Below are 14,563 nucleotides of genomic sequence, written 5' to 3'. Positions count from 1 at the left end.
TGACTTGCGCGCATACGTCAGTATGTCTGCGCTGAGAACTCCAGAACGGGGCCCGACGATGGTTCACCTCCGCCGCACCCTGGCGGCGATCATGGCGATCGCCTTGACCGCCGGCCTCGCCGCCTGCGGCGACGACGACAAACCCGCCCTCTCCGAGCCCGCCGCGGCCGGGACGCCATCGGCGCCCGCCTCCGCCGGCGCGCCGGTCACCGAGAGCACCACCGCCGCCGGCCCGGTGACGCTGAGCATCACCCCGGCCGCCAACCAGAAGAACGTGCCGGTCAGCGCCGAGATCGGCCTCAAGGTCAGCGGTGGCGAGGTGACCACGGTCACCCTCACCGACGCCAAGGGCAAGCCGGTCGCGGGCTTCCTGCGCGAGGACGGCTCGGCCTGGGTGCCGGCCAAACCCCTGCAGGCCAAGCAGAAGTACGCGGCGAAGGTCGTCGCCACCGGCGCCGGCGGCCAGAGCACGACGGCGAGCACCTCGTTCACCACGATGGGCACGCCCCCGAGGACCACCGGCACCGGCCTCTACCTCTTCGACGGCCGGACCTACGGCGTGGCCATGCCGGTGGTCGTCGAGTTCAACCCCGGCATCAAGAAGGCCGACCGGGCCGCCGTGCAGAAGCGGATGTTCGTCACCACGTCGCCGGCCCAGCCGGGCATCTGGTCGTGGACCCCCAGCGGCACCCAGGCCTATTACCGGGCCCCGGAGTACTGGCAGACCGGCACCGAGCTCACCGTGCGGATCGCGGTCGGCGGCCTGCCGACCGGCGGCGGGCGGTACGGCGACAAGGACCGCTCGGCCAAGGTCAAGATCGGCCGCAAGTTCGAGATGAGCGTCGACAACGCGACCAAGAAGATGACCGTGCTGCAGGAGGGCAAGGTCGTCAAGACGATGCCGGTGAGCCTCGGCAAGAAGAGCACTCCCTCGGTCCACGGCCACATGGTGGTGATGGAGAAGAAGGAGGCGACCGTCTTCGACACCACCGACACCGACGGCGCCTCCGGTTACCGCACCAACATCCAGTACGCGCAGCGACTGACCTGGAGCGGGCAGTACGTCCACTCGGCCCCGTGGTCCACGGGTTCACAGGGACGCACGAATGTGTCACACGGCTGTGTCAACGTCTCCCCGTCGAACGCCGCCTGGCTGTTCCAGAAGACCCTGATCGGCGACCCGGTCGTGGTGAAGGGCACCGAGGACAAGCTGGATTACGGCGACGGCTGGACCCCGTGGGACGTGAGCTGGGAGAAGTTCAAGGCGGGCAGCGCCCTGTAGGGGTCTTCCGCGGTTCCGTCTCCCCAACGGGGTACATCGCTGGCGTCGCACCGGTCACGGCACGAAACCGGGATTGGTGCGACGCTGGTTTTGGAGCACTATTGGGCGCCGGGGAGAACGACGCCGTGAGGGGACCATGGAAATGGATGGAATTCGGTCGGCAGGGCGCATAGCTCCGTCCGCCCGTGGCGGCCGGAGCCGTCTGCGCCTGGCCGTGACGGCGGTCCTGGCGGGCACTCTGCTCCTGACCGCCGCGTGCAGCGGCAGCGACGACAAGCCGTCCTGGCAGGGCGGTGGCGCGGGCGCCGGCGCCAGCACCGGCCCCGAGGAGTCCACCTCGACGGCCCCCGCACCGGCGCTGAGCACCGTCGCGGTGACCTCTCCGGCGGCTGACGCGACGAGTGTCGAGCTCTGGTCCGAGGTGAAGTACAACAGCGAGGACCCGGCGAACACCGAGGTCAAGGTCACCAACGCCAAGGGCAAAGAGGTCAAGGGCACCGTCGACAAGGACGGCAACCTCTGGCGTCCGAGCGAGTCGCTGGCCTGGGGCACGAAATACACCGTGACCGTCAGCACTCCCGCCGCCGACGGCAAGCAGAACTCGGCGACCAGCACGTTCACCACGATGAAGCAGCCGGCCAACCTGGTCCGGGTCAGCAGCTTCCTGGCCGACGGCCAGACCGTCGGCGTGGGCATGCCCCTGATCATGAAGTTCGGCCGGCCCATCCCGGAGAAGTACCGGGCCGAGGTCGAGCGCCGGATGACGGTCACCGCCACGCCCGCGCAGGAGGGCACCTGGCGCTGGATCAGCTCCACCGAGGTGCACTTCCGCCCGCAGACCTACTGGAAGGCCAACTCCAAGGTCTTCTACAAGGTGGCGCTCAAGGGCGTGAAGCTCGGTGACGGGTGGTACGGCCGGTCCGACCTGACCGTCGACCTCAAGATCGGCCGTGAGCTGATCATGACAGTCGACAACAAGACCAAGAAGATGACGGTCAAGGAGAACGGCAAGGTCATCAAGACCATCCCGGTCAGCCTCGGCAAGAAGAGCACCCCGTCGTCCAGCGGCACCATGGTCGTGATGGAGAAGGCGGCGCACACCATCTTCGACACCACCGACGAGGACCCGGTGAACGGGTACAAGACCCCGATCGACTGGGCGCAGCGGATCACGTACAGCGGCCAGTTCATCCACGCCGCGCCGTGGTCGGAGGGCCAGCAGGGGCGCCGCAACGTCTCGCACGGCTGCGTCAACGTCTCCGAGGCGCTCGGCGAGTGGCTGTTCGGCAAGACCCTGATGGGCGACGTGATCACGGTCTCCGGCACCGAGGAGAAGCTGAAGAACGGCAACGGCTGGACCGACTGGAACATGAGCTACGAGGAGTACAAGAAGGGCAGCTACCTGAAGTAAGGTCCGCTTCCCCGAAACGACGAGAGCGGGCCCGGTCGATCACGACCGGGCCCGCTCTCGCATACCGCGGCTGGTTCTCCCTGCTGTCTCCGCCGGCGCGGAGACAGCAGGGACGACCAGCCGGTCACTTGTCCCGGAACGCCCCGGTCACCACGACCTGCTCGCCGTCCGCGGTGGCGACCGCGCCGTAGGTGTCGCCGCTCGGATCCCGGTCGCCGTCGGCGTGCACGTACTGCACGGCGAACACGTAGTCGCCCGGCGCCAGCGTGCCCTGCTTCAGGGTGAAGCGGTAGACCAGCCGGTCCTTCTCCTCGGTCACCACGGTGCCGACCATCTCCGCCGGGATCGTGGTCCACCTGCCGGCGTCCCGGACACCCGGCGTCTTCGCCACGTTGATCACCAGGTCCAGCGCGGTGATCGTCCGGGTGGTGGTCAGTGTGACGTTGCCCTGCGCCCAGGTGCTGACCGAATGCGAGTCGACGACCGCGGCGGAGCTCAGGAAACCGGCGGAGGGTGTCCAGCCCGGGCCGGGCGCGGTGGTCGCCGTGGTGGCGCGGCCGGTCTCCCGCTGGCCGGCCCCGCCTTTCTGCCGGGGCGCGTGGCTGCTCGCCGCGGCGGACGGGGACGGCGGCGGGGTGGCGGAGGCCGCCGGCGAGGGCGAGCCCTCGGTCGCGGCCGGGGTGCGGTCCGGCTCCGGCCGGTCGCCGAGCAGCCGGATCCCGGTGAAGCCGACGACCAGCGTGGCGACCACCGAGGCCGCGGCGGCGACCGGCCGCAGCGAGAGAGCCCACCTGCTGCGGGGCGGCTCGGCACGGCGCTGGGCGATCCGGTTCAGCATCGCGGTACGGTCCGGCACGTGCCGGTCGGCCTCCCGGCGCAGCACCGGGCCCAGATCGGGCCGGGGGCGCTCAGCCATGGTGGCCTCCCATCATCAGCGGCATCCCGCGCAGGTACTCACTCAACTGTGCGGCGCCCCGCGACGTGTGACTCTTGACCGCGCCGACCGAGATGCCGAGGATCGCGGCGACCTCCTTCTCCGGGACGTCGAGGGCGTACCGCAGGACCACGCACTCCCGGCGCCGCTGCGGCAGCCGTTGCAGCGCCGCGCGAACGTCCAGGACCGCGGGGGTGTCGCTCTCGCTCCGGTCACGGCGCAGCAGACCGAGCCGCAGCAGACCGGCCCGCTCCCGGGTCTGTTTCTTGATCCATTGACGGGCCAGGTTGGTCACGATGCCGCGAGCGTACGCGATCGGGCTGTCGGCGGCCTGGACACGCTCCCAATGCCGCCACACCTCCACGAACGCGTCAGCCGCCAGGTCGTCGGCCGCCTGCGAATCACCGGTCACCAGATAGGCGAGCCGGGACAGATCGGTGTGATGGTCATCGAAGAATCGACGGAAGGCGTATTCGGCGCCAAGGTCGGACAACTCACTGTTCCTGACCGTCAGGGGATACGGGGAGTGCCGGCCGCCCCGGGCCGTGGGGTCGGAACCCGGGGCGGCCGAGATCAGCCGATCTTCACGGAGTACGCGGTGGTGTCCAGCTGTCCCGAGCCGGTGAAGATCTCGGTGCCGGCCTGGACGCTGGACAGGTACTTGGACTTGGCGAGCCAGCCGCGTGCCACCAGGTCGTCGGTGAAGTCGGTCAGGTCGAGAGTGGCCGCCGAGGTGTTGGAGGTACGCACGAACGAGTACACCTCCCAGCCGATGTTGCCCTTGTACAGGTCGTAGGTGGCGCCCCCGATCGTCACGGTCGCCTGCTTGGTGCCGACCGGGCCCGCGCCGCCGGACTTGTACAGCCACACCATGACCTCGTCGGTCGGGTTGTTCTGCCAGTCCGGGGCGGCCATGTCGTGCAGCCACAGGTCGTAGGCGACGTTCATCACGTTGCCGGTGGTCTGGGTGACCTTGAAGTTCCAGGTCGTGGTCACGGACTTGCCGGCGCTGAGCTGGACCGGCAGGCCGGTGGTGGCGCTGGGCACCTTCCAGCCCCAGTGCCAACCCAGGACCGAGGAGGCGTACGACTTGACCTTGGTGTTGTCACCGGCCCACGTCCACCGGGTGCCCCAGCTCAGGCTGTCGCCGCTGAGCCCGTTCTCCCAGACGCACTGCGAGCCGGTGCCGTCAGCCTTGCCCCAGACGTTGTTGTTCACCCAGAACCTGCCGCGCACCAGGGCCGCGTAGTCGGTGCAGTTCTCGGCGCCCTTGACGGCTGTCGCGGTCGGCGTGGCCGTGGCGGTCCTGGTCGCCGTAGGGGTGGCCGTGGCCGTCTTCGTCGCCGTGGCCGTCTTCGTCGCCGTGGGGGCGGCCGTCGCCGTCCTCGTCGCCGCCGGGGAAGTCGCGGCCGGAGAAGTGGCGGCCGGAGAAGTGGCGGCCGGCGGGCTGGCAACCCCCGGGCCGCCGCAGGTCACACCGTTGACGGTGAACCCGGTCGGGATCGCGTTGCCGCCACTCCAGGCGCCGTTGAAGCCGACGGCCACCTGACCGCCCGGCGCGATCGTCCTGTTCCATCCCGCGTCGGTCACGGTGACCGCGGCGCCGCTCTGGGCCCAGGTGCCGTTCCAGCCGCCGGCCAGTTTCTGCCCGGACGGGAAGGTGAATCCGAGTCTCCAGCCGTCGAAACTCGTACCACCGGTGTTCTTGATCTTCACGTCGCCGGTGAAGCCGGTGTTCCACTGACTCGGCACGGTATAGGTGACCGAACAGGCGGCGACCGCCGCGGCGTCGGCGTTCAGAACACCGACGACGGCGGCGGCGCTGCCGAGGGTCAGTACCGAGAGCGGTACGACGATGCGCTTGGCGAGCATGAGGCGAGCACTCCTGGGGGGACGGCGGTTGATCCACACCCCAGTGGCACGGGAGACCCGAAAGGTTGCGCGCTCCCACGAGAAATTTTTCGGCCGCTCATCATGTGGGAGCGAGCCCACCGCAAGGACAACGAGAAAAGGCCCCGTCTGACGACGGAGCCTTTCATGGGGTGATCGACGGGACTCGAACCCGCGACCCCCGGGACCACAACCCGGTGCTCTACCAGCTGAGCTACGACCACCATGCCCGGTTAGGGGCGAACCCCTCGGTGCCTGACAATCATAGCCACACGCCCGTGGCGCCCGTCGAGCGGGTTACCTATAGCTCGGCGGCGACGGCCTTGGCGGCGTCGACGTCCGGGCCGGGCTGCGGCACGAAGATGGTGCGACGGTAATACTCCAGCTCACGGATGCTCTCCCGGATGTCGGCGAGAGCCCGGTGCGACAGGCCCTTGGCGGGCTGCCCGAAGTACACCCGCGGGTACCACCGGCGGCACAGCTCCTTGATGGAGGAGACGTCGATCATGCGGTAGTGCAGGTGGGCGTCGAGCGCCGGCATGTCCCGGGCCAGGAAGCCCCGGTCGGTGGCGATCGAGTTGCCGCACAGCGGGGCCGTGCGCGGGTTCGGCACGAACTCCTTGATGTACGCCAGGACCTGCTCCTCGGCCTCGGCCATGGTGATCGCCGACCGGCGGACCTCCTCGGTCAGGCCGGACTTGGCGTGCATGTCGCGCACCACCGGCGGCATGGCGTCCAGCGCCGCGTCATCGGCATGGATGACCAGATCGACGCCCTCACCCAACACGTTCAGCTCCGGATCGGTGACCAGGGCCGCAACCTCGATGAGCTTGTCCTTGCCCAGGTCGAGCCCGGTCATCTCACAGTCGATCCACACCAGAAGATCCGCCACGCCGACAGCCTACGCCGGGCGTCGAGCCGCCGTTCGGGGCCGCTCCTCTTGTACGGGCCGTTTGTCCGGTTTGTAGCCCGGACTTCCCACTTCGCCGGTTGCGGGGTAAAGTGTACTTAACGGACGAAGCCCCCCTTCGGTTACTCCGTTCCCCCCGGTAAAGGGCCCTCCGTGTCGGCAGCACGGAGGGCCCTTTCATTCCCACCGGACCTCATGACGGCCACCCGGGCTCACGAACGCCATCAACCGGGCGCCCTCCTCCTCGATCGCCGCCCGGACCCCCGGCGCCAACGGCCGGAACGCGGTGACACTCAGCGTCTCCCCCGCCCGCGACCACGTCGCCGCCACGAAACCGTCCACCAGCACGGTCGGCCGCACGATCGACCAACCCGGCGTCACCAGCGACCGGTCGCCCGGGTGGATGATCCGATCCCGGTCCGCGTGACCCAGCACCGCGTTGTCGAACTCCGGCAGGAACACGACCGGAGCCGGGGCGTCCGCATCCTCGATCGGGGCGTCCGGAAGGTCGTACAACTCGACGCCCTTCTCGTCCCGGAACACCCGCAACCGGGGGCGAAGATCGGACAGCAGCCCCGCCAGCCGGGTCAGACCCGACCAGGTCTGAACATCCTTCACCGACGCCGGGCCGAACGCCGCCAGATAGCGCAGCACCAGCGCCTCCCGATCGGCGGCGGCCAGCGTCCCACCGAGCCAGTCCTCGGCGAGGACACAGCCGACCCTTCCGCGATGCCCCCACGTTCCGGCGGGCGGCGGGTGCAACAGAGCGAACCTGAGGTGTACGACCAGAGCAAGGTCCCCGAACTCCGCCTCCGGAAACCGTGCCGCCAAGCGCCGCGCGATCTCCGCCCGGGTCAGCACTGCCCGGCTCCCCGCCGCTCCGGCACTTTCCCGGATCGCCGCGTCTCCCGCACTTCCCCGCGTCGCCGCGTCTCCCGCACTTCCCCGCGTCGCCGCGTCTCCCGCACTTCCCCGCGTCGCCGCGCGGATGATCTCGTGGCCGGCCTCGGTGAAAACGACCGGATCGCAGCCGGTCAGTCGGCCGGCCCGGCCTGCCATCTTCTCCAGAGCCGGCTGCAGGGTCGGTCGCAACCAGCGATAGTCCGCGCCGGTGCAGAGATGCTGGGTCCCGCGGAGCAGTCCGCTGCGCACCACGCTCCGGTCGTGCAGCAACGCGGTCAGATCATCCCGGCGGAAGTCGGCGGATCGGGCCCACAACTGCAGGTAGGGCGAGTCGGACTCCTGACCCTGCAACGCCACCAGGTGTTCGACGACGTCCCCGGCCTTGCGGGACGTTCGCCCGGCGAGAAACTGCCGCCGCAGATAGGTCCGGTTCAGCACACGCGTGGAAAGCACCGTCATGCCTCGACGCTATTGCCGATTCCGGTCGCTTTCTGACCGCAAAGCAAAGCGGTCCGCTCCTCCGAGCACTCCGCTTCCCCATGCCACTGGGCGGCAGCTCGCTCCACCCCGACGGCCGCTTCTCCTCTCCGTCCGAACGGCCGCAGCTCACTCCATCCGGACGACCACTCCTCCGCTCGATCCGGACGGCCGCTTCTCCGTTCCGTCCGAGCAGCCGCTTTTGCCTTCCGTCCGGCCGCAGAGCAAAGTGGGCCGCCCCGGTGGGGCGGCCCACTTCTTGGTTCCGTACTCAGTCGGTCTTCGGCTGCTTCCGCGGACCGGCAGTCCTCTGCTCGGCCCCCTTCGGAGCCGGCTCGGGCTTCGGGCCAGGCGCGGTCTTGCCCTTGGCCTGCCCCGCGACGGTCCGCCGACGGCGGGGTCCGCCACCGTTCCTGGCCAGCAGCTCAGCGGCTTCCTCGCGGTAGCTGAGGGTCCGGCTTCCACCGGCCTCCCGCTCCACGCCCGGAGCAGCGTCTACGCCCGGAGCACCCTCCGCAGCAGCAGCGCCGCTCTCGCTCGAAGCCACATCCGCGGAGGAAGCGACCTCCACGCCCGAGGCCACACTCACGGCAGGTGCCGTGGGCCCGGCCGCAGTCGCACTCGCGGCAGGCGCCTCACCCCCAGCGGTGGTCGTGCCTACGGCAGGTGTCGTGTGCCCGGCCGCAGTCGCACTTGCGGCAGGTGCCGGGTCGGTGTCGGCCCGACCCTTGGGGAGTACGGCTTCAGCGCCCGCTCGACCGGCACCGACACGAGCCGCCACGGACTCGGCAGCCTTGATCCAGGCGGCCGGAGCGCGCCGGGCCGCCGGGGCCGGGCGGGCGGGTGCGCCTTTGCCGGTGGTGCGTCCCGCGGCACGGGCCATCAGGCGCTCCTCGCCGTTCTTCGCTGCGGTGCCCTTCTTCACCCGTCCCGAACCACCGTTCTCCTTGGCACGAGCCGCGGTCTGACCCTCGGCAGTGCGAGCCGGTTCGGCGGCGCTCCCTTCGGTTTCTCCGGCGACATGGTTCTCGGAACCGGCTGTGGCCCGTCCCTTGGGCGCGCTTTCCGCGGTCCTACCGGAAACCAGCCCCTGTGTGGGAACCGGAGCCGGCCCCGTTCCGAGAGCCGCCGGACCATCCGTCTCGACGATGTGCACAGACGCGCGAGGCTCCTGGCCAGCACGAACCCGGTCAGGACGGGCTTTCTCTTCTCCCACCACGGCAGCCGCCGATTCGGTCGCGCCGGCGTTCCGGTCGGCCGGGTCTGGGCCAGCCGAGTCGGGGCCAGCCGGAATCTGACTGGATTGATCCCGGATGGACTCGCGCTGTGCGGGCTGATCCGGGGTGGAACGGTTCGGGGTGGGCTGATTCTGGGGGGGCTGATTCTGGGTGGACTCGCCCTTGGCGGACAGGTCCAGCACCGGGATCGCGGCCTCTACGGCGTGGATGGACGAACGGGCTCCATCCGCCTCATCCATGCGGACAACGGCGGTCGACTCAGGGATAGAGGTGGCGACACCGGGCGTGCCGGGGATGGCCGGAACCGGAACGATGGGCCGACGATCGCCCTGCGTCTCCGTCACCTCTGCCGTCCCTGACTCTTCCGCCTCGCCCGACTCCCGCCCCTGGCCTGTCCTGTGAACCTCGCCCGACGTCAGACCCTCGCCCGACTCCCGCGCCTGGCCTGGCCTCTGCACCACACCCGACTCCAGGTCCTCGCCCGGCTCCTGTGCCTCGCCCGGCTTCTCCGCCCGGTCTGACTTCAGCACCTCGCGGTTGGCCAGGCGCTCGGTGACCGGAGCCCGGTGTGCTGCCTTCGGTGCCACGCCCGGCTCCTGCACCCCACCGGACTTCTGAACCTCGCCCGACTTCTGCTGCCCTTCCGACTTCTCCACCGACGAGCGTTCGTCCCGCATCGGGGCGGACTTCTTGGTCGGCTCGCCGACCGGCGGCCACGCCGGCGGGGCGGCCGGAGCTGCTTCGGCGGCCTTCATCGATTCCTGCTCGACAGAGGGGGTCTGCCTTGGCGACGGCCGGGAAGCGGGAGGCGGGCCTAGGCGGGTCGTCGAGGTGGCCATCCAGTCGGTGACGGCTGGACCGGTGTGCAAGGCCACCCGTGCCGTCGGGGCCTTCGATTCAGACGGGGCGTCCGCGCGTACGGCATCGGGAGTATTGGCCGGTTCGAGCCGCTCTCCCGTCCCTTTCGGGGCAGCCGCGACCGACGGGAACTGCTTCTCCGCATCCGGAACGGCCGCGACCGACGCGGTGCCGGCTGCGGCGTCCGGCGCAGCCATGGCGCTATCCGAGGCAGCGATTGCGGCATCCGGCGCGGTGGTCGTGGCGTTCAGCGCGGTAGCTGCGCTGTCCGGCGCGGCCGTGGCGATGTCCGGCCCCACGGCTGCGGCGACGGTTGCGGCATCCGGCGCAGTGTCGGTGGCGGTGTCCGGCGCAGTGTCGGTGGCGGTGTCCGGCTGGAGCGGCTCGGTGGGTGCGAGGTGCGGCGTCTGCTCAGCGGTGATGGCGGACGCGGAAGTCGCGTCTGCGGGGGTGGGGCGGTCGCTGCGGCGCGGGGCCGCGATCGGAATGCCGAGCGGGGGCATGTTGCGGCTGCCGGCCTGGGTGGGGGTGAACTTGCCGGCGTTGCGGCGGGCGGCCTCGGCGAGGCGGGCGGCGGCTCGGGCTTCGGTTTGGCGGGCGCGTTCCGGGGCGGTGGCGGCTACCCAGGCGCCGACCGCGGTGGCGCGGAACTCTCCCAGGTCTCCCGCGGTGGGGCGGCGATGATCACCGCGGCGGGCGGGCACCGGTCCGGGATGGAGGCCGGATGTGGCGGGCATGTCGCCGATCAGGCTCAGCGGCTGGCCCGGGGCCGGGGTCGCGGCTCCGGCGGGCGCGCCGACGGCCGGTACCCCGGCATGGGAAGCGACACCCCCGTCTCCAGCGGCATGGAAAGCGAGACCGGCAGGCGCGCTGTTCTGAGCGGTCATACCCGCGTGCGCGCCGCCCTGAGAAGCGACGGCGACATGCGAACCGGCACCCGCATGCGCGCCAGCGGGAGAAGCAGCGCCAGCGGGAGAAGTAGCGCCCGCGCGCGCGCCGACCGGAGAAGTGACACCCGAGTGCGTGCCGGCGAGAGAAGTCACGCTCGCGTGCGCGCCGACCGAGGTAGTGACACCCGGGTTTGACGCCGCCCCTACAGGGGAGCCGGAGATCAGTGCGGTGGCCGAGCCGGTCCGCGGGGAACCGGTCGCGGCGGCGGGGGCCGAGCCGGCCGAAGGGGCACCGGAGGAGGCGGGGGCCGAGCCGGTCGAAGGGGCACCGGAGGAGGCGGGGGCTGGGCTTGTCGGGATGCCGGTGAGGGTGGCGGCGGCGAGGGATCCGGCGGCGCCGGGGGCCGGTGCGGTGGTGGAGGCGGGCAGCGCGGCCGACGCTTTCGGTGGCCAGGCGAACTGGGGCAGGGCCGGTGGCCGGGTCGGGCGGGAGTCGGCGAGGGTGCGCGGCCGGTGGGCTCCGCCGCGGGGTCCGGCGAAGTAGGCGACGCCGCCCGGCAGGGGCAGTGGGGCGCCGATGGCGCGCATGAGTTCGGGGACCTGGTTGGGTTCGACGACGTATACGACCTCGCGGCGGCGGCCCGGCCAGACCAGGACGATCACGCCGCCCATCACCAGCAGGGTGCCGAGGGTGAGGAAGCCCCAGACGCCGGAGCCGAGCCAGCCGGGCCGGACCTCGGCGATCGCGGCGAGCCGGACCACCGGGCGGGCGGCGGGGTTCATCACGACCAGGCTGTACGGGCGGTCGTCCAGGTCGTCCGGGTTGAAGGCGAGCTGGCCGGTGCCGTCGGCGGTCCAGAAGTTCAGGGTTCCGGGTGGGGCGGCGGGGCCGCGCCGGCCGGGGATCTGCTGCGTGCTCACGGGTAGGGCGCCGGTGCCGATGTCGATGCCGTCGACCTGGCTGTACGGCACTCCGGCCAGGTAGCGGGCGACCTCGTCGGACGGGGCGAGGCCGAGGAACGCCTGGCCGTCGACGGTGACGGCGGACAGCCCGAGTTCGCTCTCGCCGATGCGGGTGAACGGGGCGCGGTCGCGCAGCAGCCGGTCGACGTCGGGGACGACGAGGGCGTACCCGGGGACGGTGAGCCGTTGGAGTTCGGCGCTGTAGGCGCCTCCCGGGTCGCGGTGCTGCATGACTGCCCACAGGCCGCCGCCGGCCAGCAGCGCGGGCAGTCCGGTGGTCAGTGACACCATGCCGAGGATCGTGCGGAACACCCGCATTTGTCTCTCCCCCTTCCCGGGCCGTACTGCGGAGACCATACAGATGCAAATAACCCCAAAGTGGTCAAACCGGCATGCGTATGCCCGATAGATATGAAAGAGGCCCGGCCCCTTGCGGGCCGGGCCTCTTTCCGGGAAAGCGGCGCGTCAGGAGATCTTGGCGGTCATGGTCAGGGTGCTCTGATCGATTTCGCTGGTACGGGCGGTGAACTTGAGCGTCCACTCCCCCGCCATCGGCAACCCGATGTCCCCGATCGCGTGGTAGTCGCTGATCCTCAGCAGCGGGATCTCGATCGGTTCGATGCCCTTGGCCGGCAGCGCCGCGGCGGCCTTCCACTCGACGACCGTCTGGGGTCTGTTGTCCGGCGTGTAGGCGTACAGATGGATCGAATTGTTGCCGACCTTGGCCGGGAAGACGTCCACCTTCAGGGACATCTTGTCCGAGGTCAGGGTCTGGGTCACGTTCGTGCTGACCGGGCCGGTCTCGGCGGCCTGCGCGGTCCGCGGCGGCGGCTCCTGCACCAGGAACGACGTCACCCCGAGCACCACGGCGGTGAGCGCCAGCTCGGCCACCACCACCCGGCGCAGCCGCGACGGGTTCTCCTCGGCGACCCGCGAGGCGACCAGTCGGCGCGACCAGGCGGCGATGCCGATCACCACCGCCGCGATGCCGACCTTGGCCAGGATCATCCGGCCGTAGGTGCTGTTGATCAGGCCGTCCAAGGTAGACACCTCGATCAGCGCCTGCACCACCCCGGCGAAGATCAGCGCGCCGACCGCGGTCATCGCCCAGCGTGACCAGATCGGCAGGATGGCCCCGAGTTCGCGGGCGTTCGCCTGTGGCAGCAGGAACCCGAAGAGCATCACCAGGCCGCCCAGCCAGACCGCCATCGCGGCCAGATGCAGGGCATCGATCACCACCGATACCCCGGCCACCGGCGAGGCGGTCGGGTGCCCGGTCAACGGCCACGTGGCCAGGGCCGCCACGCCGAGCACGCCGAGCAGCGCCAGGTCCAGGCGGGACTCGGCGCCGCCGGTGCCGACGAGCAGCGGGCGCAGCAGGAAGGCGGCGGCCGTGACCACGCCGAGACGGACCAGCATGACCGCGCCGAAGGTGCTGCCTAGCACATCCCGAATGTCACTGACGGTGACGTCGAAAAGGCCGGTGCCGAGGGTGTACGGGGCCTGTAGCCACAGTCCCAGCAGGGTGCTGCCGACCACCAGCCCGATGCCGGTCCAGACCAGTCGGCCGGGTCCGCGGCGCTCCAGCCGGTGCGGCCACAGCAGGGCGAGGACGAGCACCGGGCCGACCAGGAGCACGAGTCCGGCGTACCCCAGGAATTTGCCTGTGGGAATGAGCGCACGGACCACCGGATCCACCGCCACCTCGGCGTCCGAGTCCGCCGAGGGCGGGGTCGACGCGGCGCCCACCGAGTAGGTGAGGGTGCCCGCGACCGGATGGCTGTCGGCCGAGGTGACCCGGTAGGTGACCAGGTACGTTCCCCGGCCGCCGCCGTTGCGCAGCGGGATGGTCACCTGCGAGCCGCTGACCGACGGCTCGCCCTGGTCGGCGCGGGAGCCGTCCGGCGCCAGCACCCGGATCTTGCCCTGGATGAGCTGCACCGACTCACTGAACGTGAGGGTGACCTTGTTCGGCGCGTCCGGAATGGTGGAACCGTTGTTCGGGTCGCTGGCGGTCAGCGCGGCGTGCGCGCTCGCCGGCGCCCCGATCAGCAACGGCCCGAACAATCCGATCAGCAGTCCGGCCAGCACGGCGAGTACCCGGCGACGGTCAACGGTCATGACTGGCATCCCTGCATGGTTCCAGATACCCATCGAGGGTGCCGGAGCGCGTACCATGACGCCTCGTGACGGCTGGTGACGCAGAGACCGACGAGACCACCGCGCTGGCGCTGGCCGCCCGCGACGGCGACCCGGCGGCGCAGGCGGCGTTCGTGCGCGCCACCCAGGCCGAGGTCTGGCGGTTCACGGCGGCGCTCGTCGACGCCGGTGTGGCCGACGACCTGACCCAGGAGACCTACCTGCGGGCGTTCCGTGCCCTGGACACGTTCGCCGGCCGGTCCAGCGTCCGCACCTGGCTGCTCGGCATCGCCCGCCGCACCTGCGCCGACCACCTGCGCACGGTGGTGCGCCGCCGGCGGCTCGACGCCCGGCTCGCCGCACAGGCCGCCACCGAGATGCCCGTCCCCGACCCGGCGCACCGGCTCACCAGCGCCGACCTGCTCAGCCGGCTGAGCGAGGAGCGGCGGACCGCGTTCCTGCTGACCCAGGTGCTCGGGTTGTCGTACGCGGAGGCGGCCGAGGTCGAGTCCGTCCCGGTCGGCACCATCCGCTCCCGGGTCGCGCGGGCCCGCGACGAGCTGATCACCGCGGTGGCACAAGCCCGGGCAAGCTAGGACCAAAGGCCCATCTTTCTCTCAGCTTCTCGGGTCAAGATTGCCGGGAACCGGAACGTCCCGGATTCCGAC

Annotated in this window: 10 protein-coding genes and 1 tRNA gene; 3 read left to right on the top strand and 8 right to left on the bottom strand. The window is 70.8% G+C overall.

Annotation, left to right across the window (positions count from 1 at the left end; translation table 11 throughout):
* The first annotated feature begins 58 nt into the window (after window positions 1-58).
* Window positions 59-1,282, top strand: a complete 1,224-nt coding sequence (locus Aut01nite_RS06080; protein ID WP_043521901.1) for an Ig-like domain-containing protein — start codon at window positions 59-61, stop codon at window positions 1,280-1,282.
* Between the two features lie 142 nt (window positions 1,283-1,424).
* The gene (locus Aut01nite_RS06075; RefSeq protein WP_052163124.1) at window positions 1,425-2,693 is read left to right on the top strand and encodes a L,D-transpeptidase; all 1,269 of its coding nucleotides are present in this window, start codon (window positions 1,425-1,427) and stop codon (window positions 2,691-2,693) included.
* A gap of 124 nt (window positions 2,694-2,817) precedes the next feature.
* On the opposite strand, the gene Aut01nite_RS06070 is transcribed toward Aut01nite_RS06075, so the two are convergent.
* The 8 genes from Aut01nite_RS06070 to Aut01nite_RS06035 all read right to left on the bottom strand — a co-directional run bounded on the left by Aut01nite_RS06070 (window position 2,818) and on the right by Aut01nite_RS06035 (window position 13,886).
* Complete coding sequence (locus Aut01nite_RS06070) at window positions 2,818-3,609, bottom strand: hypothetical protein (protein WP_052163125.1); 792 nt, start codon at window positions 3,607-3,609, stop codon at window positions 2,818-2,820.
* On the bottom strand, window positions 3,602-4,120 hold the full coding sequence (locus Aut01nite_RS06065; protein WP_043521903.1) for a SigE family RNA polymerase sigma factor: 519 nt from the start codon (window positions 4,118-4,120) through the stop codon (window positions 3,602-3,604). Before Aut01nite_RS06065 ends, Aut01nite_RS06070 begins: the two co-directional genes overlap by 8 nt.
* A gap of 80 nt (window positions 4,121-4,200) precedes the next feature.
* Window positions 4,201-5,499: a glycoside hydrolase family 12 protein gene (locus tag Aut01nite_RS06060; RefSeq protein ID WP_043521904.1), complete on the bottom strand. Its 1,299-nt coding sequence runs from the start codon at window positions 5,497-5,499 to the stop codon at window positions 4,201-4,203.
* Between the two features lie 166 nt (window positions 5,500-5,665).
* Window positions 5,666-5,741, bottom strand: a tRNA-His gene (locus Aut01nite_RS06055).
* A gap of 77 nt (window positions 5,742-5,818) precedes the next feature.
* On the bottom strand, window positions 5,819-6,409 hold the full coding sequence (orn, locus tag Aut01nite_RS06050) for an oligoribonuclease (protein WP_083998457.1): 591 nt from the start codon (window positions 6,407-6,409) through the stop codon (window positions 5,819-5,821).
* A gap of 195 nt (window positions 6,410-6,604) precedes the next feature.
* Complete coding sequence (locus Aut01nite_RS06045) at window positions 6,605-7,789, bottom strand: winged helix DNA-binding domain-containing protein (protein ID WP_043521905.1); 1,185 nt, start codon at window positions 7,787-7,789, stop codon at window positions 6,605-6,607.
* A gap of 289 nt (window positions 7,790-8,078) precedes the next feature.
* The gene (locus tag Aut01nite_RS44220) at window positions 8,079-11,765 is read right to left on the bottom strand and encodes a hypothetical protein (RefSeq protein WP_152628456.1); all 3,687 of its coding nucleotides are present in this window, start codon (window positions 11,763-11,765) and stop codon (window positions 8,079-8,081) included.
* Window positions 11,766-12,221: 456 nt separating this feature from the next.
* Window positions 12,222-13,886: a copper resistance CopC/CopD family protein gene (locus Aut01nite_RS06035; protein ID WP_043521907.1), complete on the bottom strand. Its 1,665-nt coding sequence runs from the start codon at window positions 13,884-13,886 to the stop codon at window positions 12,222-12,224.
* Window positions 13,887-13,942: 56 nt separating this feature from the next.
* Between Aut01nite_RS06035 and Aut01nite_RS06030 the strand changes: the two genes are divergently transcribed.
* Complete coding sequence (locus Aut01nite_RS06030; RefSeq protein WP_043521909.1) at window positions 13,943-14,491, top strand: sigma-70 family RNA polymerase sigma factor; 549 nt, start codon at window positions 13,943-13,945, stop codon at window positions 14,489-14,491.
* Window positions 14,492-14,563 lie beyond the last annotated feature (72 nt).

Source organism: Actinoplanes utahensis (genome assembly GCF_016862455.1).
In the GTDB taxonomy this organism is placed as follows: Bacteria; Actinomycetota; Actinomycetes; order Mycobacteriales; family Micromonosporaceae; genus Actinoplanes; species Actinoplanes utahensis.
This window is presented reverse-complemented; position numbering and strand designations above follow the sequence as displayed.

Coding starts and splice junctions, on each gene's coding strand:
- Aut01nite_RS06080 (WP_043521901.1), top strand. CDS start 59: ATGGTTCACCTCCGCCGCACCCTGGCGGCGATCATGGCGATCGCCTTG.
- Aut01nite_RS06075 (WP_052163124.1), top strand. CDS start 1,425: ATGGATGGAATTCGGTCGGCAGGGCGCATAGCTCCGTCCGCCCGTGGC.
- Aut01nite_RS06070 (WP_052163125.1), bottom strand. CDS start 3,609: ATGGCTGAGCGCCCCCGGCCCGATCTGGGCCCGGTGCTGCGCCGGGAG.
- Aut01nite_RS06060 (WP_043521904.1), bottom strand. CDS start 5,499: ATGCTCGCCAAGCGCATCGTCGTACCGCTCTCGGTACTGACCCTCGGC.
- Aut01nite_RS06045 (WP_043521905.1), bottom strand. CDS start 7,789: ATGACGGTGCTTTCCACGCGTGTGCTGAACCGGACCTATCTGCGGCGG.
- Aut01nite_RS06035 (WP_043521907.1), bottom strand. CDS start 13,886: ATGCCAGTCATGACCGTTGACCGTCGCCGGGTACTCGCCGTGCTGGCC.